General features: G+C 72.4%; 17 protein-coding genes. 5 read left to right on the top strand and 12 right to left on the bottom strand.

Translation table 11 applies throughout. The features are described from left to right. The first annotated feature begins 17 nt into the window (after positions 1-17). Genes EDC02_RS20505 through EDC02_RS20495 form a run of 3 tightly spaced genes read left to right on the top strand, consistent with a single transcriptional unit; the run spans position 18 to position 3,941 of the window. Positions 18-1,232 carry a glycosyltransferase gene (locus EDC02_RS20505; RefSeq protein WP_123603359.1) on the top strand — a complete coding sequence of 405 codons (1,215 nt, stop codon included), beginning with the start codon at positions 18-20 and terminating at the stop codon, positions 1,230-1,232. Next, a complete protein-coding gene (locus tag EDC02_RS20500) occupies positions 1,222-2,817 on the top strand; it encodes a lipopolysaccharide biosynthesis protein (protein ID WP_123603358.1) in 1,596 nt (531 codons plus the stop codon). The genes EDC02_RS20505 and EDC02_RS20500 overlap by 11 nt, the downstream gene beginning before the upstream one ends. 5 nt (positions 2,818-2,822) lie before the next feature. Next, positions 2,823-3,941, top strand: coding sequence for a glycosyltransferase family A protein (locus EDC02_RS20495; RefSeq protein ID WP_158632254.1), 1,119 nt, complete (start codon positions 2,823-2,825; stop codon positions 3,939-3,941). 34 nt (positions 3,942-3,975) lie between these two features. Here EDC02_RS20495 and EDC02_RS20490 read toward each other — a convergent pair whose 3' ends face one another. After that, positions 3,976-5,049 carry a glycosyltransferase gene (locus tag EDC02_RS20490; RefSeq protein WP_123603356.1) on the bottom strand — a complete coding sequence of 358 codons (1,074 nt, stop codon included), beginning with the start codon at positions 5,047-5,049 and terminating at the stop codon, positions 3,976-3,978. Positions 5,050-5,336: 287 nt separating this feature from the next. On the opposite strand from EDC02_RS20490, the gene EDC02_RS20485 reads away from it, so the two are divergent. After that, positions 5,337-6,689, top strand: a complete 1,353-nt coding sequence (locus EDC02_RS20485) for a hypothetical protein (RefSeq protein WP_199757707.1) — start codon at positions 5,337-5,339, stop codon at positions 6,687-6,689. Positions 6,690-6,691: 2 nt separating this feature from the next. On the opposite strand, the gene EDC02_RS20480 is transcribed toward EDC02_RS20485, so the two are convergent. The 8 genes from EDC02_RS20480 to EDC02_RS20445 are packed head-to-tail and all read right to left on the bottom strand — an operon-like array spanning position 6,692 to position 15,013. Continuing rightward, positions 6,692-7,558: a DUF6492 family protein gene (locus EDC02_RS20480; protein ID WP_123603355.1), complete on the bottom strand. Its 867-nt coding sequence runs from the start codon at positions 7,556-7,558 to the stop codon at positions 6,692-6,694. 25 nt (positions 7,559-7,583) lie between these two features. Then, positions 7,584-8,603 carry a hypothetical protein gene (locus tag EDC02_RS20475; RefSeq protein ID WP_123603354.1) on the bottom strand — a complete coding sequence of 340 codons (1,020 nt, stop codon included), beginning with the start codon at positions 8,601-8,603 and terminating at the stop codon, positions 7,584-7,586. After that, complete coding sequence (locus EDC02_RS20470; protein ID WP_123603353.1) at positions 8,603-9,877, bottom strand: MFS transporter; 1,275 nt, start codon at positions 9,875-9,877, stop codon at positions 8,603-8,605. Before EDC02_RS20470 ends, EDC02_RS20475 begins: the two co-directional genes overlap by 1 nt. A 14-nt stretch (positions 9,878-9,891) precedes the next feature. Next, positions 9,892-11,022 carry a DegT/DnrJ/EryC1/StrS aminotransferase family protein gene (locus EDC02_RS20465; protein ID WP_123603352.1) on the bottom strand — a complete coding sequence of 377 codons (1,131 nt, stop codon included), beginning with the start codon at positions 11,020-11,022 and terminating at the stop codon, positions 9,892-9,894. A gap of 10 nt (positions 11,023-11,032) precedes the next feature. Beyond that, positions 11,033-11,776, bottom strand: coding sequence for an acetyltransferase (locus EDC02_RS20460; RefSeq protein WP_123603351.1), 744 nt, complete (start codon positions 11,774-11,776; stop codon positions 11,033-11,035). Then, positions 11,773-12,921, bottom strand: a complete 1,149-nt coding sequence (locus tag EDC02_RS20455; RefSeq protein ID WP_233606086.1) for a DegT/DnrJ/EryC1/StrS aminotransferase family protein — start codon at positions 12,919-12,921, stop codon at positions 11,773-11,775. Before EDC02_RS20455 ends, EDC02_RS20460 begins: the two co-directional genes overlap by 4 nt. Then, a complete protein-coding gene (locus EDC02_RS20450) occupies positions 12,918-13,961 on the bottom strand; it encodes an NAD-dependent epimerase/dehydratase family protein (protein WP_123603350.1) in 1,044 nt (347 codons plus the stop codon). Before EDC02_RS20450 ends, EDC02_RS20455 begins: the two co-directional genes overlap by 4 nt. After that, positions 13,958-15,013: a Gfo/Idh/MocA family protein gene (locus tag EDC02_RS20445; RefSeq protein ID WP_123603349.1), complete on the bottom strand. Its 1,056-nt coding sequence runs from the start codon at positions 15,011-15,013 to the stop codon at positions 13,958-13,960. The genes EDC02_RS20450 and EDC02_RS20445 overlap by 4 nt, the downstream gene beginning before the upstream one ends. 395 nt (positions 15,014-15,408) lie before the next feature. On the opposite strand from EDC02_RS20445, the gene EDC02_RS20440 reads away from it, so the two are divergent. After that, positions 15,409-16,020 (top strand): acyltransferase, encoded by a 612-nt coding sequence (locus EDC02_RS20440; RefSeq protein WP_123603348.1) that lies wholly within the window; start codon positions 15,409-15,411, stop codon positions 16,018-16,020. Positions 16,021-16,053: 33 nt separating this feature from the next. Here EDC02_RS20440 and EDC02_RS20435 read toward each other — a convergent pair whose 3' ends face one another. From EDC02_RS20435 to mce, 3 genes are all read right to left on the bottom strand, one after another. Beyond that, positions 16,054-17,946, bottom strand: a complete 1,893-nt coding sequence (locus tag EDC02_RS20435) for a hypothetical protein (protein ID WP_123603347.1) — start codon at positions 17,944-17,946, stop codon at positions 16,054-16,056. A 251-nt stretch (positions 17,947-18,197) separates the two neighbouring features. Then, a complete protein-coding gene (locus tag EDC02_RS20430; RefSeq protein WP_123603346.1) occupies positions 18,198-19,448 on the bottom strand; it encodes a DivIVA domain-containing protein in 1,251 nt (416 codons plus the stop codon). A 494-nt stretch (positions 19,449-19,942) separates the two neighbouring features. Then, entirely contained in the window at positions 19,943-20,428 is a 486-nt protein-coding gene (mce, locus tag EDC02_RS20425; RefSeq protein ID WP_123603345.1) for a methylmalonyl-CoA epimerase, read from the bottom strand. Positions 20,429-20,430: the final 2 nt, after the last annotated feature.

Raw genomic sequence — 20,430 nt, 5'->3', positions numbered from 1 at the left:
ACTGAAAGGGACACTAGGTGCGCATCCTCACTTGCCTGCACACGATGGAGATCGGCGGAAGCCAGATCAATGCCATCGAGATCGCGGCGACCGTGGCCGGACTCGGGCACGAGGTGATCATCTACGGTCCGGACGGGGAGCTGCGGAGCATGGTCGACGAGTGGGGCCTGGAGTTCGTCCAGGCCCCACCGAAGGGCGAGGCGCCGTCACCGCGCAACGTCACCGCCATCGCCGACGTCGTCCGGCACCGTCGCATCGACCTGGTCCACGCCTACGAGTGGGCACCCACTCTGGAGGCCGCCTACGGCGCGTACCTGCGCCAAGGGGTGCCGCTCGTGGTCACCGTGCTCTCCATGGAGGTGCCGGCCTGGGTGCCCCGGCATCTGCCGCTGATCGTCGGGACCGAGCAGCTCGCCGTCGAGGAACGCCCGCACCGGGCCGAGGTGCACGTCATCGAGCCGCCGATCGACACCGACGCCAACGCCCCGGTCACCGATTCCGGGCCGGCCCGGCGCGCCCTCGGCATCGCCGACGACGAGATCGCCGTGGTGTCGGTGTCCCGGTTGGCGGCCGCGCTCAAACTCGAAGGGCTGCTCGCCGCGACCCGGGCGATGGCCGGCATCGATCCGGCGCTGCGGATGCGGCTGCTGATCGTCGGCGACGGCGAGGCCCGGGCAGAGATCCAACAGGCGGCCGACAAGACCAACGCCGAGCGGGGCGCGGAGGCGGTCACCCTCACCGGCGCGATGCTCGACCCGCGCGACGCGTACGCCGCCGCCGATATCGTCATCGGCATGGGGTCTTCGGCGTTGCGCGCGATGGCCTTCGCCAAGCCGGTCGTCGTGCAGGGCGAGCAGGGGTTCTGGCTGCCGCTCACCCCGCAGACCCTGCCGGTCTTCCTCGACCAGGGGTTCTACGGCCTCGGCGACGGCACCGACGGCACCGACCGGGTCGCCGCCGCGCTCACCGAACTCGGCACGGCAGACCCCCGGCAGCGGGCCGAGCTCGGCGAGTTCGGCCGCCGTACCGTCGTCGAACGGTTCAGTCTGCAGGCCGCCGGCCGGCGGCAGGCGGACATCTACGCGCACGCGGTCGAGCAACGGCTGAACCTGCCGCGCCGGGCCGGAGCCATGGCCCATCCGACCGCCCACCTGCTGAACTTCAAGGCGAGCCTGGCCCGGCAGCGGTTCGCCGCCGGGCGGACCGCGGCCGGGAGCGGTAGTGACAGCTGACGCAGCCGCACCGGCCCCGCTCGGTGCCCGGGTCAAGCGTGCCCTCGCGTGGAGCACCCTGAACAGCATCGCCCTGCGGATCGGCAGCCTCGGTGTCGGCGTCCTGCTGGCCCGGCTGCTCGCCCCGGAGGAGTTCGGCGTCTTCGCGGTCGCGTTGACCGTGCAGACCATCGTGATGTCCCTGGCCGACCTCGGGATGAGCGCGGACATCATCCGGTACGGGGTGCAGGGCCGCGCCGGCACCGTCACTACCATCTCGTTGCTGACCAGCCTGGGCCTGGCCGGTGCGATGTCGCTGGCGGCCGGGCCGGTGTCGGCGGCGATGGACAGCCCGCAGGCCACCCCGGTGGTGCAGGTGATGTCGTTGACCCTGGTGCTCAGCGGCCTGTCGGTGGTGCCGTACGCGGTCATGCAGCGGGAGTTCCGCCAACGTGCCCAGCTCGGCCTCGACGGCACCAGCCTGGTGGTGAGCACCACCGTCACGGTCGCCCTGGTGCTGCTCGGTTTCGGAGCGATGTCGCTGGCGATCTCCCGGGTGGTGGCCCAGTCGATGGTCACCGTACTGCAGTTCGTGCTGACCCGGTCCCGGCCGACGTTCGGGTTCGACCCGGCGGTGGCCCGCAGCCTGATCCGGTTCGGCGTGCCGTTGGCCGGCGCCAACGTACTGTCCTGGGTGGTGATGAACGTCGGTCACCTGACCGTCGGGGCCACCGCAGGAACGGTGATGCTCGGCCTCTACACCCTGGCGTTCAACATTTCCACCTGGCCGATGAGCGCCCTCGGGGTGGCGATCCGGGCGGTGGCACTGCCGGCCTTCGCCACCGTGACCGACCCCCGGCGTAAGGCCGCCGGATTCGTCTCGGCCGCCGCGTTGACCTGGACCGTCGCGCTGCTTGTCGGCGTACTGCTGTCCGGGTTGGCCAGTGTCGTGGTGCCGGTGCTGTACGGGCAGCGCTGGTCGATGGCGGCCGACGCGTTGGCCGGGCTGGCCTTCTTCGGGGCGTTCCGGGTGCTGTTCGACCTGGTGGCGACCTTCCTGATCGCGGTCGGTGCGAGCCGGGCGTTGTTCGTCGCCCAGGTGGTCTGGCTGGCCGCGCTCTTCCCCGCGGTGATCCTCGGGGTGCGCTGGTACGGGCTGATCGGTGCCGGGTTCGGGCACGCGCTGGTCTGTGCGTTGATCATCCTGCCGATGTACGCGGTCGCGCTGCGTCGGCACGGTGTCCGGCTGCGGGCGTTGGCCGGTGCGCTGGTGCTGCCGCTGGTCGTGGCGGTGCCCGCGGTGGCGCTCGGCCTGCTGGTGGTGCGTACCGTGCCGGGGGCGCTGTGGCAGCTGCTGGCCGGCGGCGCCGTGATGACCGTGGCGTTCGCCGGGCCGCTGCTGCCCTGGTTGCGGCGCCGGCTGCGGGAGCTCAAGGCGGCCGGTGACACCCCGGCAGGTCAGGAACCGGCGGCAGGTCAGGAACCGGTGGCAGATCGGGCGCCGGCCGAGCCGCCGGAAACCGGGCCCACCGATGTCCGTACGCCGGCCGGTACGGTCCCGTCCCCCGAACCGCCGACCCCACTCGTCACTGTCACCAGACCCTGAAGAAGGTGGACGTTTCCGTGGAACCTCGTCGTCCGTTGCAGCCCAGGAACCGGGTAGCGGCACCCGTGCCGGCCGGCACCGCGTCCCGTACCCCACGGGTTTCGGTGATCATCCCCTGCTACAACTACGGTCGTTTCCTGGCCCAGAGCGCCGGCAGCGCGCTGCAACAGCAGGGCGTCGACGTGGAGCTGATCGTCGTCGACGACCACTCCACCGACGACACCCCCCAGGTGCTCGCCGACCTCGGGCGCGACGAGCCCCGGCTGAGGGCGGTCCGCAACGAGACCAACCACGGGCCGTGTGACGCCTTCAACGACGGGCTGAACCTGGCGACCGGGGAGTTCATCGTCCGGCTCGACGCGGACGACCTGCTGACGCCGGGGGCACTGGCCCGCGCGGTGCAGCTGTTCGAGCAGTTTCCGGAGGTCGGGCTGGTCTACGGGCATCCGGTGCATTTCCACCAGACGGTGCCGACCACCTACCGTTCGGAACCCACGGGTTGGACGATCTGGTCCGGCCAGGACTGGATCGCCGAGCGGTGCCGGCTGGGTGTCAACTGCATCACCACCCCGGAAGCCATGGTGCGGGCGAGCATCTACCAGGAGATCGGTCCGTGGGACAACCGGATGCGGTTGGCGTGTGACCTGGGTGCGTGGCTGCGGGTGGCGGCGGTCTCCGACGTCGCCCGGATCGACGGGGTGGACCAGGCATGGCACCGGGAGCATCAGGGCAGCATCAGCGTGACCGACGGCGGCCGCCGGGTCGACCTGACCGAACGCCGGATCGCCTTCGACGCGTTGTTCGAGGGACCCGGTGGCAAGCTGCCGCAGGCGTCGGAGCTGCACGATCTGGCCCGGCGGGCGCTGGCCACCGAGGCTCTCGAATCCGCCTGCCACGCGTACGACCGGCGGCTGACCGACCGCGAACCGGTCGAGTGGTACGTGCAGTTCGCGGTGGAGACCTACCCCCAGGCCCGGCAGTTGCCACTCTGGCGGGGGCTGCACCGGCGCCGGTCCGTCGGGCCACGGCTCGCGCCGTTGGTGCCGGGCTTCGCGGCGAGCGTGGTACGCCGTCGGTTGCGCAACGACGCCCGGCACCGTACCTGGACCCGGCACGGCATCTGACCGACCACCGGTCTGCGGCCACCGGCTGACCGGGTCAGCCGGTGGCCAGCAGTGGGCGGTAGAAGGCCGTCAGGTCCTCGCGCAGCCCGGTGACGGTGTAGCGGTCCCGGATCGCCGCCGAAGCGGCGCCCGCCCGGCTGGCCAGTGTTTCCGGTTCACCGGCCCAGCTGGCGCAGGCCTGCTCGACGGCGCGGGCGAAGGCCAACAGGTCACCGTCGGGCACCGGCGCGCAGTGGGCCGGGTCGAAGAACTCGCGGCCGGCCAGCCCGGGGTAGCCGACCACGTACGCGCCGCAGGACATCGCCTCGGCCGGCGGCATGCCGAACCCTTCCCGGTCGCTGAAGCTCAGGAAGATGGCGCAGTCCCGCATGATCTCGGCGGTCTGTTCCTCGGTGCGTCCGGCGATCCGGGTGACCTCCCAGCCGTCGAGTACCCGGCGGGACCGCAGGATGTGCAGCAACTGGTCGCGTTCGTCGGCCCGCCGGTGCCCGACGTACGCGATGTGCCGTCGCCGGGGCCAGCCACCGGCGGCGAACACGTCGGGGTCGACGACGTTGCGGGTCAGCCGTACCGGGATGTCGGGGAAGGCGTGGCTGAGCAGCTCCACGTTGTCGTGCGACACGGCCAGCAACGCGGTCATTCCGGGCAGGTCGGCGTACGGCGCGCCGGGGCGGGTGTCGGCGTACGGGATGTGGTCGAAGGTGTCGTAGGCCCGTTGGTTGAACACCACGAGACGCGGTCCGGCCGGGATCGCCGCCAGGCCGGGGCCGTACCACTCGGGGACGACCAGGACGTCCGCCGGGCCGAGGGTGGCGTTCGCGGCCGCGACCACCGGTGTCCGGTTGGCGAACCAGGTGCAGCGGAACCCCGGGTCCTTGTGCATGACGTACGCCGGGATGCCCAGGTCGTTGAGCAGGTCCACGTGGCGGTAGATGACCCGTACCCCGCCGCTGGGTTGCGGGTTGTCCGGGGCGAGGTAGTAGACGGTCGGCGTGCCGGCGCGGGCATCGGTGGTCCGGAAGGCCGGGACCTGCCGTCGGTTGATCTCTGCCGCCGTGAGGCGGGACTGGACCAGGCCTTTGGCCTGGCCAGCGAGACGGTTGATCACGTGAGGACTCCGCGCGGCGGGGGACGGGTACCGGCGCGATCGTACCCGGGCGGCACCACCGCTTCGACTACTGTCGGTTGCCGGACATTTGATCGACGAACACGGACCGTGGTGGACAAAGCGGACGTTGGTCGCCGTGGGCTGTTGTTAGCATCGGATGCCCCGCTCGCAGTGGTTGTCCGACTACTGCTGGTCGTCGCCATCGGTGCCGGCAGATACCGTTCGAAAGGTCGTCCATGGTCGTCGTCACCGGAACCCGTCGGCCACGCCCGCGCTGGATCCTGATCGTGAGCGTGCTCGCCGTCGGCGCACTGGTCGTCGCCGGTACGGCATGGGCGATCAGCACGACCGTCCGGGGCCCGGTCGCCGCCGGGATCGCCCCCGGTACGGTCGCCACCGCAGGCGGTGCCGGCGCGACGCTGCGCCCGGTCGACGGCGGCCCGGACTTCTACGACCGGTTCTCCCCGTCACTGCCCACCGATCCCGGGTTCTTCCCGATCGGTGTCTGGCTGGAAAGCGTCACCGACCCCGCCGACACCGTCAAGGACACCGAGATCGGCCTCAACACGTACGTCGAACTGACCGCCACCACCAACCTCGACCTGGTCCGGGCCGCCGGGATGCACGTGATCACCAGCCCGATCGGCGAACACGGTGACGAGACCGGCGGCTGGCTGATCTCCGACGAGGCCGACATGTGGGCCGGGCCGGGCGACGACGCCTGGACCGGCAACTTCCCGGGACAGGGCGACATCTGTCAACCGGTCGACGGCCAGTGCGGCTACACCGTGCAGCGGGACATCCTCGACCGGCTGCCGGACGACCAGCGGCTGCGGATGGCCAACTACGGCAAGGGCATCGCGTTCTGGCAGAGCGACGCCGATGCCGCCCGCTTCGTCAACGAGTTCGCCGACGTCGTGTCGGTCGACACCTACTGGTTCACCGACCGGGGCATCTGCGGGCACAGCGAAGGCGGCCGGTTCTTCGACCCCGACCAGCTCACCACGGTCGACGGGGCCGAGCGACTGCCCGCCGAGCTGTGCCACCGGGCCGCGAACTACGGCCGTACCGTCGACCGGGTCCGGTCCCTGGTCTCGCCGCCCGGCAGCCGCCCGGTGTGGAGCTTCGTCGAGGTCGGCCGCCCGTTCAACGAGGAGCAGTTCCCGACGATCGCCCCGGAGCAGGTCGTCGCGGCGGTCTGGAGCAGCATCATCCACGGTGCCCGGGGCATCGTCTACTTCAACCACAGCTTCAGCGGCCCCTGCCAGAGCCAGCACGCCCTGCGGGAGCCCTGCTACGCGCCGGTGCGGTCGGCCGTCGCGGCGGTCAACGTGCGGATCACCCGGCTCGCGCCGGTGCTCAACGCCCCGTACGCCGACGGGGTGGCCAGCGCCTCCGCCGGCGTCGACCTGGCCACCAAGTGGTACGACGGCCACTTCTACCTGCTCGCCGGCTCGTCCGGTGGCAGCGTCGCCGAGGCGACGTTCCAGCTGCCGTGCGTCGGTGACGCCCGGATCACCGTGCTCGACGAGGACCGCACCCTGCTCGCCGACGACGGCCAGTTCACCGACTCGTTCATCGACGGCAACGCCGTGCACGTCTACCGGGTCGACGGCGGCTCCAGCTGCGGGGCGTACTGAGATCAGGCGGAGAACGCGGCCATCGCGGCCCGGCGCACCGCCATCGGGGTACGCGACTTCGCCGACACCATCACCGCGATGTCCGCCGGCCCGACCCCGCTCAGGAAGCTCCGCAGCCCTGCGTCGTCGAGCGGTTCCTCCGCCGAGTAGTCGTGGCACAGCATGTCGTCGACGGCGTAACTGACGGACGCGGCCCGCACCACCTCGTCCAGGTACACCCCGTACAGGATCTCCTCGGAAAAGTGCAGCTGGGCGCCGATCGCGGTCGGCCACGGCCGGCCGGTGACCTGCTGCACCCTGGCCAGCAGGTCGCGGACCAGCCGCGGATCCCACGGAGCCGGCCAGCAGATGTAGTCCGGCAGCGGCAGCCCGGCCACCGGCGGCAGCCCGAGCAGTTGCCGGGACACCTCATGCCAGCGGACGTGCCGGGGGAGCCGCTGATCGACCTCGTCCGGTTTGCGGTAGAACCGGACCACGTCCCCATCGAGGAACAGACCCGCGTCGAACGGTCGGATGAACTCGATGTCCGAGTCCACCAGCAGCACCACGTCCGCGTCCGACCGGGCGGCGGCGGCCAACTTGACGATCTGCTGGGTGATCCAACCCCGCAGCGGCGGGAACGGCCGCCGCAGGTTGACCCAACCGTTGACCCCGGGCACCGCGAACAGCGAACGGGGCAGGAAATCGGCCACCGGCCGCACCCGCACCCGAGGCCCGGCCAACTGCCCGAAGAGCGCCAGGTCACGGCGCGGCACGATGATCTGCTGCCGCACCGAGTCGGGGGTGTGCGCCAGCACGGACCGCTGCAGGTCGGCACAGAGTTCGAAATCAGGGGCGAAACTCGGGGTGATGATGTCCAGCCGCTTCACAACGGGCTTCCTCTCTCCGGTCGGGTCACCGGACCACCGCCGGCGACCAGGCATCGTGCACCAGCACCTGGGGCGAGCCCGTGCCGTCCGCCGGGACCTGCCACACGTCGCTGGTCGCCGCACCGCCGTCCGCGTCGCGCGGCAGCCCGTAGACGACGTGCCCGTCGTCGAGCCACTCGACCTGGTCGTCGACGCTGCGGGTCTCGGCCAGCACCGTTTCGGTGCCGGTGGCCAGGTCGTAGACGGCCAGCCGCCACTGGCCGGGCGGCAGGTCGCCGCGCTTCTTGAACACCACCCGGGTCCGGTCCGGCGACAACGACGGGCACTCGGCGTCCTCTCGCAGCGCGTCGACCCGGCGATCGCCGATGCTCCCCTCGACCAGCCAGGTCCGGCCACCCGAGGCGGCGGTGGCGTAGAACCGGTCGTCGTCGGCGAAGGTGACCCCCCACAGGTTCTTGTCGACCGCGGTGACCAGATCGCCGTCGACGTAGAGCGGGAACTGCTCGATGTCGCCGACCACCTCGCCGTCGGTGCGGGTGATCACCGTACGGGTGGAGAACTCGCCCGGGTTGGCGTAGGAGTCGCCGGCCACGAACGATGTCGTCGCGGCCAACGTACCGTCGCGCGACAGCCGGGCCCGCGACGGGATCCCGGTGAACGGCAGGTCCAGCTTCGGCTCGAACCCGGTGTCCAGCAGTTGTGCCCGGTACACGGTGAGCAACCCGCGTTCGGCGGACAAGCAGATGGTCTGCGAATCGGTGGCGTACACCCGCTCGCAGCTCGCCCCGGCCAGCGCCCGCGCACCGTCCGGGTCGCTCAGCGGCGTCATCGCGATCTCGCCGTAGCCGGGACCCAGCGCGGTGGAGCGGAACACCAGGTGCGGATCGGAGCGGACCGCCGCCACGTCGGCCCGCACCGGCACCGGGCTGGCGTCGGCCTGCACCCGGGCCTGCGACTGCCGGACCTGCCACACGTACCCGCCGGCTCCGCCGACGGCCAGCAGCACGATCGCGACGAGGACCGCCAGCCGGATCCGCAGCCCCATCAGGACCCCTCACCCGTCGGTACGGCGTCGCCGGCCGCCGGGGCCCGGTCCACGCCACGCAGCAGCCACCAGGCCGTCGGAATGCCGACGGCCAGGACCGCCGCGAAGACCAGCGCCGCGCCGGCCGGACCGGTCACCGACCACAGCAGGCCGAAAGCGATCGACGAGACGAACCGGGTCAGTACCACCACCGTCTGCGCGGCGGCGATCCCACTGCCCCGGGCCGGGGCCGGCACCAGCCGGGCGATCAACGCCGGCAGTACCCCGTCGGTGGCGGCGTAGAAGACACCGAGCAGCAGCAGCACCGCGACGGTCAACCCGACGCCGCCGGCCGGCGCGGCGGCCAGCAGGTAGCAGGCGAGCAGCGCGCCGTGCCCGGCGACCATCACCTTCGCCCGGCCGACCCGGTCGGCCAGCCGGCCCATCGGCACCGCCAGCAGCAGGTACGCCACGTTGGTCCCGACGAACAGCAGCGGGAAGTACAGCGCGGCGAAGTCGTCGCGGTCCTGCAACGTCAGGTAGAGGAACCCGTCGCCGACGGTCGACAGGCCGAGCAGGCCGGCGGCGAGCAGCGGCCGGCGCAGCCGGGCCCCGGTCACCTCGGCCACCATCCGCCGTACGCCGAACCGCACCGCGCCGACCGTGGTCGACAGGTTCGGCACGAACAGCACCAGCACCGCCACGCCGACCACCGCGAACGCGAACGACACCAGAAACACCGAGTCGTAGCTGCCCGGGACCGCGGCGAGCAGGGCGAACGCCACCAACGGCCCGAGCGCGGCGCCGAACGTGTCCAACGCCCGGTGTACGCCGAACGCCCGGCCCAGCATCGCCGGGTCCGACGAGGCGGCGATCAGCGCGTCCCGGGGCGCGGTGCGCAGCCCCTTGCCGAGCCGGTCCGTGGTGATCACCGCGGTGATCGCGGCGAACCCCTGCGCCGGCAACATGGCGATCCGGCTCAGCGCCGACGCCCCGTAGCCGACCACCGCCACCCACTTCGGGTGCCCGCCGCGGTCCCCGGCGTACCCGCCGGCGATCCGGACCAGCGCGCTGACCCCCTGGTAGACGCCGTCGACGAAGCCGTACGCCACCGGGCTGAGCCCGACCACGGCGGTCAGGTACAGCGGCAGGACCGAGGCGACCATCTCCGAGGAGACGTCGGTCAGCAGGCTGACCGTGCCGAGCAGCAGCACGGTGCCGGACACCCGCCGGCCGACGGCCCGGCCCGGGGTGTGCGAGTCCGCGCCGGGTCGGTCGCGCAGGGTGACGTACACGGTGGACTGTCCGGTCAGCCCGCCAGCGCGGCGGCCAGCACCTCGACGACCCGGTCCTGCTGCGCGTCGGTCAGCTGCGGGTAGATCGGCAGCGACAGCAGCTCCGGGGCGGTCGACTCGGCGTGCGGGAACGACCCGGCCGGGTAGCCGAGGTCGGCGAAGGCCGGGGTCAGGTGCACCGGCACCGGGTAGTGGATGCCGGCGCCGATCCCGGCCGCGTTCAGCGCGGCCAGCACGGCGTCGCGCCGGGCCGCCCCGCCGGGCACCCGGACGCAGTAGATGTGCCAGACGTGCACGTTGCCGTCCAACGTCACCGGCCGGACCACGTCCAGCCCGGCCAGCAGCTCGTGGTAGCGGGCCGCGATGGCGCGGCGCCGGTCGTTCCAGCCGGCCAGCCGGGCCAGCTTGGCCCGCAGCACCACCGCCTGCAGCCCGTCGAGGCGGCTGTTGAAGCCGACCACCTCGTGCACGTACTTGCGGACGCTGCCGTGCGCCGACATCCGCCGGACGTCGGCGGTGAGCTGGGCGTCGGCGGTGACCACCGCACCGGCGTCGCCGTACGCGCCGAGGTTCTTGCCCGGGTAGAAGCTGGTGGCGGCGATCCCGTCGGCGCCGGCACCCCGGCCGTACCGGGTGGCCCCCTGGCACTGCGCGGCGTCCTCGACGATCGCGATCTCCTGCCCCGTAGCGGACAAGCTGGCGAGCCCGGCGCGCAGCCGGTCCACCTCGGCGAGCTGGCCGTACAGGTGCACCGGGGCTACCGCCCGGGTGGCCGGGGTGACCGCGGCCAGCGCCGCGTCCACGTCGATCAGGTACGTCGCCGGGTCGCAGTCGACCAGCACGACCCGGGCACCGGCCCGGGCGACCGCCTCGGCGGTGGCGATGAACGTGTTGGCCGGCAGGATCACCTCGCTGCCCGGGCCGACCCCGACCGCCCGCAGGGCCAGCTCCAGCGCGTCGGTGCCGTTGGCCACCCCGACGCAGTGCGGCACCCCGCTGAACGCGGCGTACTCGGCCTCGAAGGCGGCCACTTCGGCGCCGCCGATGAACGCGGTGCCGGCGAGGACCCGCTTGAAACCGGCGTCGACCTCCTCGGCCACCTCGGTGTGGGCGGCGGCCAGGTCGACGAGGGGGATGCTGCTCACGCGTGACTCCTCAACTGCGACTCGTTCGTTCGATCGGCGGGGTGGCCGCCGGGGCGTCGGTGGGGTGGTTGTCGGCCGGGGTCTCGGTGGGGTGGTCGACCGGCGCGTCGGCGCGGCGCAGGAACCGGGCCGGCGCGCCGACCCACACCTCGTCGGCGGGTACGTCGCGTAGCACCACCGAGCCCATGCCCAGCTGCGACCAGGCACCGACGGTGATCCCGTCGCGCAGCAGCGCGCCGGCACCGACGTAGACGCCGTCGCCGAGCCGTACCCCGCCGCCGAGGCGCGCCCCGGAAGCGATCGTGGCGTACGGTCCGATCACGTTGTCGTGGGTCAGCACCACCTGCGGCATCACCGCGACATGCGCACCGACGGACACCTCGGCGGTCAGGTCCACCCCGGCCAGCAGCACACTGCCCGGCCCGACGGTGCAGCCGACGCCGACCCGGGCGGTCGGGTGCACGATGGTCGCGTACCGCTGCGGCGGCAGACCGAACCGCTCGACCAGCCGCCGCCGGGACCGGTAGTTGCGCGGGTTGCCGACGCAGACCAGCACGGCCGCGTCGGGCAGCTCGGCGACCAGGTCGGTGCCGCCGATCACCGGTACGCCGACCCGCCGGGTGCCGTGCAGCGCCGGATCGTCGTCGAGGTACCCGAGCAGCCGCCAGGTCGGGGCCGCCGCGTTGACCGCCGCCACTGCGGCGGCGCTCTCCCGGGCGAAACCGCCGGCGCCGACGATCAGCAGATCCCTCATCGGCCGGCCAGTTTGCGCAGCACCGCGACGATGTGGTCCTGGTCGGCCTCGGTGAGCGCGTGGTGCAGCGGCAGGATCAGCGAGTCGCGGGTCAGCCGCTCGGTCACCGGCAGCGGGGCCGGGTCGACGTGGGCGTACGCCGGCTCCAGATGGGCGGCCATGATGCCGCGCCGCGCCGACACCCCGGCGTCGGACAACCCGGTGAGCACGTCGTCGCGGCTGACGCCGAACTCCGGGTCGATCCGCACCCAGAACGACTGGAAGTTGGTCTCGCCGTACGCCGGGTCGACCACCGGCACCAGGCCGTCGATGCCGGCGAGCAGCTGGTGGTAGCGGGCGGCGAGCGCCCGCCGGCCGGCGACCAGGCCGGCGAGCCGACCGACCTGGACCAGGCCGACCGCCGCCTGAATGTCGGTCATCCGGTAGTTGAAGGCCGGTTCCAGGTAGGCCTCCAGCACCGGCTGGGTGCTGGCGTGCCGGTCGGCGGCGGAGACGTTCATGCCGTGCTCGCGCAGCCGGCGCAGCCGGACCGCGCCGTCGGCGTCGGCCAGGGTCAGCATGCCGCCCTCACCGGTGGTGATCACCTTGCGCGGGTGGAACGACCAGGCGGAGACCGTCGCCCCGGCACCCACCGGCTGCCCGTACGCCCGCGAACCGGCCGCGCAGGCGCCGTCCTCGATCAGCGGCACGCCCCAGCCGGCGGCCGCCGTACGCAGCGCGGCCGTGTCGAACGGCACCCCGCCCTGGTGGACCGCGATCACCGCCCGGGTACGCGGGGTGCGTACCGCCTCGATCGTCTCGACGGTCAGGTTGCCGGTGGCCAGGTCGACGTCGGCGAAGACCGGCTCGGCACCGGCGTGCCGGACCGCGTTCGCGGTGGCGATGAACGACAGCGACGGCACGACGACCTCGTCGCCGGGGCCGACACCGTGCAGCACCAGCGCCAGGTGCAGCGCGGTGGTGCAGGAGCTGACCGCGACCCCGTGGTCGGCGCCGACGACGGCGGCGAACTCGCGTTCGAACTGCGCCACCCGGGGGCCCTGGGCCACCCAGCCGGAGCGGATCGCCGCGGCGGCGGCCTGCTCCTCCTCCTCACCGAGCATCGGCAGCATCACCTGGATGCGGCGCGGACTGGTTTCGCTCATGCCGGCTGGCTCCAGTTCCTGGTCTGCATCCGCTCCAGCGCACCGGGCTGCTCGCGCAGCAGTCGCTGGAAGTACTCGAGGGTGTGGCCGATGCCCTCGGCCAACGACACCCGGGGGGCGAAGTCGACTGTCTTGCGCAGCTTGGAGGTGTCCACCCACAGCCGGGGGACGTCGGCCGGGCGCGGCGGCTCGAACACCGGTTGCAGGTCGGTGCGGCCGACCGCCTCCAGCACCGTGCGGGCCAGCAGGCCGATGGTCAGCTCCTCGCCGTACCCGAGGTTGACCACCTCGCCGACCAGGTCGGTCGACTCGGCGACCCGGGCCAGCGTCTCGACGCAGTCCCGCACGTACAGGAAGTCGCGGGTGACGCCGCCGTCACCGAAGACCACCGGCGGCTGCCCGGCCAGCGCCCGCAGGATGAACCGGGGGATCACCTCGCCGGAGTCACCTTCGAAGTGCGATCGCGGCCCGTAGTTGTTGAACGGCCGGACGCAGACCACCGGCAGCCCCCAGCATTCCAGGTACGAGCGGGCGTAGTGTTCGCCGGCGAGTTTGCTGCTGCCGTACACGGTCAGCGGCCAGGGGGTGGTCTCCTCGGTGATCGGGAACTCCAGCGCCCGACCGTAGATCTCCGAGGTCGACACGTACAGCAGCCGGGACACCTGCGCGGCCCGCGCCGCCTCCAGTACGTTGAGTGTGCCGAGCGCGTTGACCTGGTGGTTCTCCACCGGGCTGTGCAGCGAGTGCCGTACCCCGAGGCAGGCCAGGTGGAACACCACGTCGACGCCGGCGATCGCGTCGCGACAGGTCTGCGGGTCGCAGATGTCGCCCTCGATCACCCGGACCGACTCGGCGCCGGGGAAGGTCAGATTTTCCCGGGTGCCGTTGCGGAAGTTGTCCAGCACCGCGACCTGCGCGCCGAGCGAGACGAGATGCTCGGTCAGGTGTGAGCCGATGAAGCCGGCGCCGCCGGTGACCAGGACGGTGGAGTTGGCCAGGTCGACCGACGGGGCGGTGGCGGCGGAGGATGCGACGGTCATGCGGCGGGCTCCTCGTCCAGCGGGATCATCGTGCCGCCGGCGGCGAGGCTGCGGGTGGCGGCTTCCAGAATGGCCAACACCCGCAGGCCGGAGCGGCCGTCGGTCAGCGCCGGGGTGCCGGTACGGATGGCGCGGGCGTATTCGTCGACCATGGTGCGCAGCGCCTCCCGCTCGGTCAGCGCCGGGGCGACCATGTCGCCGGAGCGGTACGACACCAGCATGTCCCGGCGGGCCTCGGTGCCGAGCTCGTCGGAGGTGGCGACGTCGACGCCCCGGTCGAACAGGGCCAGCCGTTGGCCCGGGTTGAGATCGTCCCAGACCAGGGTCCGCTTCGACCCGCCGATGATCGTCGTGCGGATCTTGACCGGGGAGAGCCAGTTGACGTGTACGTGGGCGATCGCGCCGCTGCTCAGCCGCAGGGTGAGGTACGCCACGCAGGCCCGGCCGGCGCCGATGCCGTCGGCGCCGTGCGCCGCGACCGACACCGGCCGTACCCCCGGCGGCAGCACGAAGTCGAGAATGGACAGGTCGTGCGGGGCGAGGTCCCAGACGACGTCGATGTCGCGCTGCACCAGGCCCAGGTTGATCCGTACGGAGTCGAGGTAGTGCAGCTCACCCAGCTCGCCGGAGTGCAGCATCTCCCGGATCCGCAGCACCGCCGGGGTGTAGCAGTAGGTGTGGTCGCACATCAGGGTCAGGCCGCGCTGCTCGGCCTCGGCGACCAGCCGCGTCCCGTCGGCGTGGTTGGCGGCGAGCGGCTTCTCGACCAGCACGTGCTTGCCGGCGCGCAGCGCGGCGAGGGCGACCTCGAGGTGAGTGCCGGCCGGCGTGGCGATCGCCACGGCACGTACCGAGTCGTCGGCGAGCACCCGGGCCAGGTCGTCGGTCGCGCCGACCGTCGAGTAGTCGCCGAGCACCGCGCGGGCCCGACCGAGATCGAGGTCACAGAGCCAGCGCAGCCGGAACGCCGGGCTGGACATGAAGTTGCGGACCAGGTTGGGGCCCCAGTAGCCGGCGCCGATGACGGCTACGCCGATGGGCTCGTCCGGCATGGCAGGCGGATGAGTCACGGATGTCCATTTCGTCGGGGGGGCATGCTGACCCGGGCGGAGCCGGGCCGACCCGGGCCACCGCCGGATGGGCGCGGCCCACCGGTGGGCCCGGCGGAGAGGGTCCGTTCGGGAAGCTACCGAGCGTTGCCACGCCGACGCCAGCACTGTGACGTAAACCCGGCACAACCGCGCGGTCACGAGGTACCTTCGTCGGCCCGGGCCCACCTGTCGGCCAGTGCCGGCCCGGAGGGTCGGTTCCTTCCGGCCGGAGAGTCGGCCGCTTCACGGCGCAGGGTCGGTTTCCCGACATCGGCGGTGCCGGTGACCCCCTACCGTGTGCGCCGCACCTCCGGCAGCTCTGACACACTGCCGGTGACCAGGGAGGATCACCGATCATGAGTGCAACCGCAGCGCGCCCGGACGCCACCGTCGCCGGCTCCGCCGACGTGGCCGACACGGCGAGCATCGGCGCCGGCACCCGCGTCTGGCACCTGGCCCAGGTCCGCGAGGACGCGACCGTCGGCCGCAACTGCATCATCGGCCGGGGGGCGTACGTCGGTCCGGGGGTCCGGCTCGGCGACAACGTCAAACTGCAGAACCACGCCCTCGTCTACGAGCCGGCGCGGCTCGACGACGGAGTGTTCATCGGGCCGGCGGCGGTGCTCACCAACGACGAGTACCCCCGGGCGGTCACCCCGGACGGGCGGTTGAAGACCGGCGACGACTGGACCGCGGTCGGTGTCACCATCGGCACCGGCGCGGCGATCGGTGCCCGGGCGGTCTGCGTCGCGCCGGTGCGGATCGGCCGCTGGGCGACGGTCGCCGCCGGTGCCGTGGTCACCCGGGACGTCCCGGACTTCGCCCTGGTCGTGGGGGTGCCGGCGCGCCGGGTCGGCTGGGTCGGCCGGGCCGGCGTACCGCTGGTCGCCGACGGCGACGGCCGGTACGTCTGCCCCCGCACCGGGCAGCGCCACGTCGAACGCGACGGGCAGCTCACCGAGGAGTGAGCCCGGCCGGGCCTCGGGCGGGCCAACCCGGGGTCAGGCGTGGGTACGGCGCTTGCGCTCGGGCGCGCCCGCGGCGACCTTCTTGGCGGTCTGATCGACCGACACCGCCTCGGTGGGGACCGCGTCCACCGGCAGGGTCTCGTCCGGCTCCTCCTCCGCCTCCTCGGGGGCCTGCGCCGTCGCCGGTGCCGGCTCGGGCTGCTGCACCTGCGGCTCTGGTTCCTGTGCCTGCTCCTGCGCCGCCGGCTTTGGTTCCTGCGCCGCCGGCTCGGACTCCCGCATTCCGGCGAGGCGCTGCTGCTCGCCGGCCAGTTCGGCCTGGACCGCGCTGAGCGTACGCCGTGCCTCGTCGGACTCCTGCCGGGTGAGCACCATCTGGTGCCGCAGGTCGGCCAGCGCCTGCTGCGCCTCGGCGACCTCCTGCAGCACCTCGGTGAGCTGCTGGCCGGCGGAGACCACCTCACGCTGGGCGGACGCCACCTGCTGCTGGCTGCTGGCCAGTTGACGCTGGGCGATCGCCGCGTGCTCCTCGGAGAGACGTCGGACACTCGCGGCGTGCTCATCGGCGCTGCCCCGGGTGCTCAGCGCGTACTCCTCGGCCTGCTGACGGATGGTCACCGCCTGCTCCTCGGCGCGGGAGCGGATGTGGGTGGCGTACTCCTCGGCCTCACCGCGCTGGTTCGCGATGATCTCCTGGGTGGTGCTACGCCACTGCTCCACCTCCTGCTCGGCGGCGGTCCGCAACTCGCCGATCTCCTGCTCCATCGTCGCGCGGCGCCGGTCGACCTCCTGCTGTACGCCGTCGCGCAGCTCGGCGACCTCCGCTTCGGCGGTACTGCGCAGCGCGGTCACCTCCTGCTCGACCTGGTCACGGCGGGCGGTGAGCTCCTGGTCCAGTTCGCTGCGGGTCTGCGCGACGAACGCGTCCGTCTCGGCGTGCGTCCGGGTGACGTACTCGGTGGCCTGCTCGACGGCCTGGCCGGCCTCGCGGCGGGCCGACTCGGCGGCGGCCTCGCCCTCGGCACGGATCCGTTCGGCGTCCTGCCGGGCGGCGGCGACCGCCGCCTCGGCGGCCTCGCGCAGATTGGTTGCCTCCTCCTGGGCGGTGGTGACCATCCGGCTGGCGTCCATCCGGGCCTGGGTGACCAGCCGTTCGGCCTCGGCCTGAGCGTCGGTCAGGGTCCGGTCAGCGGTCTCCTGGGCGGTGCTGACCGCGTTGCTGGCCTGCTCCTGGGCGGTGGTGACGGTCTGCCTGGCTTCCCGCTGGGCGGCCTTGACGGTGTCGTCGGCTTCCCGCCGCGCCGCGTGCAGCGCGTCGTCGGCCTGCTGCTGGGCGGTGGCGATGAGCTGGTCGGCCTCCTCGCGGGCGGCGACCAGTGCGGCCTCGGCCGCAGCACGCAGGTTGTCCGACTCCTCGCGGGCGCTGGTCACGGTCGCCTCGGCCTCGGCGCGGCGGGCGGCGTTGGCGCGGTCCTCCTCGGCGCGGCGGGCGGCGAGCGCCAGCTCGAAGTCGCGCATCGCGGTGTCGGCCTGCTGCCGGGCGTCGGCGAGCACCTGCTCGGCCTCGGCGCGGCGGGAGTCGATCTCCTCGGCCGCGTTGAACCGGATCTCCTCGGCCTGGTCCTCGGCGAGCCCGAGGATCTGCTCGACCCGTGGGCCGAGGTGCCGGAACGACACCTGATCCAGGAAGCTGGTCTCCCGCCGGGCCTCGGTCAGGTCGACCTGGAGCTGCTCGATCTGCGCGGCCAGGGTATGCATCTGTACGTAGATCTGTTCCCGTTCCGCGCCGAGCGTGGCCAGCTCGTTCTCGGTACGGGCGATGTAGCGGTCGACCTGACGTTTGTCGTACCCCCGGATCGCCAGCTCGAAGTTGGGCCCCGACCCGGAGTCCCCGTCAAGGTTGAAGAGTTCTTCGCCTTGCGCCATGGCTCCATCCTCACACGCAACGCCCTGTTGCGGGGCGATACCCATGCTCCTGACAGGACGCGCGTCACTTCGGATGATTTGCCAGGTGTGAACCATTCGCCCAGCGGGTATGCCGCACCACCGGCGGTGACCAGGCGCGTCGCCGCCGGGCGGCAGGCTGGTCGGGACACGTACAGCAGGGGACCGGGTACCGAACGCGAAGGGCCGCGCCGGTGGTCCGGCGCGGCCCTTCGACGGTTCGGTTCAGACGGTCAGCTCGCCGACTTGGCGTTGACCTGCTCGGCGTTCTCGTCGGTCTTGGCCTTGCCGCCGTCCCCGCCGCCCGACGGCACGCCAGGAACGATGCCGGCCAGGCCGGAGAGCATCTGGCCCAGCTGCGAGGTGACCGCGTCCTTCTGCCGGTTCAGGTCCTCGACCTCGCGGCGAGCGGCCTGGGTGGTCAGCTCGGCCTCGGTCCGGGCCTCGGTGAGCAGCCGGTTGGCTTCGCTGCGCGCCTCGTTGAGCGTCTTGTCCGCCAGCGACTTCGCCTTGTCCACGGTCTCCTGGGCGGACCGCTCCGACTCGATCCGGCGTGCCTCGGCGCGCTGCTCGATCTCCTTGGCCCGGTCCTCCGCGGCCCGGGCACGCCCCTCGGCCTCGGCGACCATCCGCTGGGTCTGGGTGACCTGGGCGGCGTGCCGCTCGGACTCTTCCCGCTCGGCCTTCTCCCGGCGTTCGGCCAGCTGCAGCTCCAGCGCCTGCAGATCCTTGTCCCGCTTGTCGCGGGCGTCGGTGAGCAGCTTGGTCGCCTCGGCCCGCTTCTCCTCGGCCTCCCGGGCCGCCTTGGCCCGCAGTTGGGTGATCTCCCGCTCCGCGGTGGCCCGCAGGGTGGCGACCTCACGCTCCACGGTCGACTTCAGCTCGGCGACCTCGTGGGCGGTGACCGCCCGCAGCTGCTTGGTCTCCCGGTCCGCGTCGGCCCGCAGCGTGTCCGCCTCGCGCCGGGCCTGCACCCGGACCTCGGCCGCCTCCCGCTCGGCTGCGGTCCGGACGCTGCCCGCCTCCCGCTCGGCCCCGGCCTTCATCGCGGCGGCCTCGGCCCGCGCCTTGTCGGTGATCTCCCGGGCCTCCAGCCGGGCTGCGGAGAGGATGCCCTCGGACTCCCGCTTGGCCTCACCGCGGTGGTCGTTGGCCTGCTCCTCGGCCAGCCGGAGAATCTGCTCCACCCGGGTCCCCAGGCCGGAGAGGGTGGGCCGGTTGTTCTCCTCGAGCTGCTTGTTGGTGTCGGTGAGCTTCTGTTCGACCGCGTTGAGCCGCTGCTCGGCCTGGCGGAGCCGGCGCTGCGCGTCGTTCATCCGCTGCTCGGCCTCAGCTCGAGCCTGCTCCGACTGGGTGAGGGCGGCTACCAGACGCTGCAGGTGGTCATCCACCTGGTTGCGGTCGTAGCCACGAAGCACGACGGTGAAGTCGTGCGGAGCGCTGGCGTTATCGAAGAACGCAAGGGAGGACTGCTGCTGGGGCATTGAGACATAGTGGCAGACGTACCTGGGTGTTTCGCAAGAGCGAACTGCCCGTCACCACGATAGCCGACATGGTCATCTTTTCTCGGCCGACCGGCGATCGGTATACGAATTGTAGGCGTGTGCGTACGCAACGAAGTCTTTCTGCTGGTGGGGTCATCGCCGTGTACCCCGTCCGGAGCCCGGTCAGGGCGACGTCTGCCCAGCTCAGTGCGGTTCCACTGGGTGCTTCCGGCCAGCGCCGGCAACGTTGGGTGGGGTCACGTCAGGCCTGCGGGCCGCCCGACGACGAACCGTTCCGCCGCCGGTGTCACGCCGGGTGGCCCGCCGCCGGACGCCGTACCTGAAAACCGGTGAAGTTGTCCGGCCCGCTTCCTTTCGGCATTCCCGACCGATCAGTTCCGGTCCGTCGATCGGCAGCAGCGGACCGGAACTGGCCGGCCAGTCGGCATGACCTGCCCGGTCCGTGGCTCAGGCCGTCCGGCCCGGTCCGTGGCTCAGGCCGGCTGTGCCGGCGGCGCGGCCGGCTGGACCAGCTCGACCAGGACGCCGCCGGCGTCCTTCGGGTGCACGAAGTTGATCCGCGAACCGGCGGTGCCCGGCCGGGGCGCGTCGTAGAGCAGCCGCAGTCCGCGCTCGCGCAGCGCTGCGCACGCCGCGTCGATGTCCACCACCGTGTACGCCAGCTGCTGCATCCCCGGGCCGTTGCGGTCCAGGAACTTGGCGATGGTCGACTCGGGAGACAACGGGGCGAGCAGCTGCACCTGGCCGCCGTCGGGCACCGGCCCGACAGCGAGCATGGCCTCGCGTACCCCCTGGGCGTGATTGACTTCCAGGTGTACGCAGCGCATGCCGAAGGTCCGGGTGTAGAAATCGAGCGCGGTGTCCAGATCCGCCACCGCGATCCCGACATGATCGATCTTCAGCAGGCCGATGTCTGTGACATAGTCCGCAGCGGCCTCGGCGGGAGCTTCTTCCGTCATGG

Origin of the sequence: Micromonospora sp. Llam0 (assembly GCF_003751085.1) — a bacterium.
Lineage (GTDB): Bacteria > Actinomycetota > Actinomycetes > Mycobacteriales > Micromonosporaceae > Micromonospora_E.
This window is presented reverse-complemented; position numbering and strand designations above follow the sequence as displayed.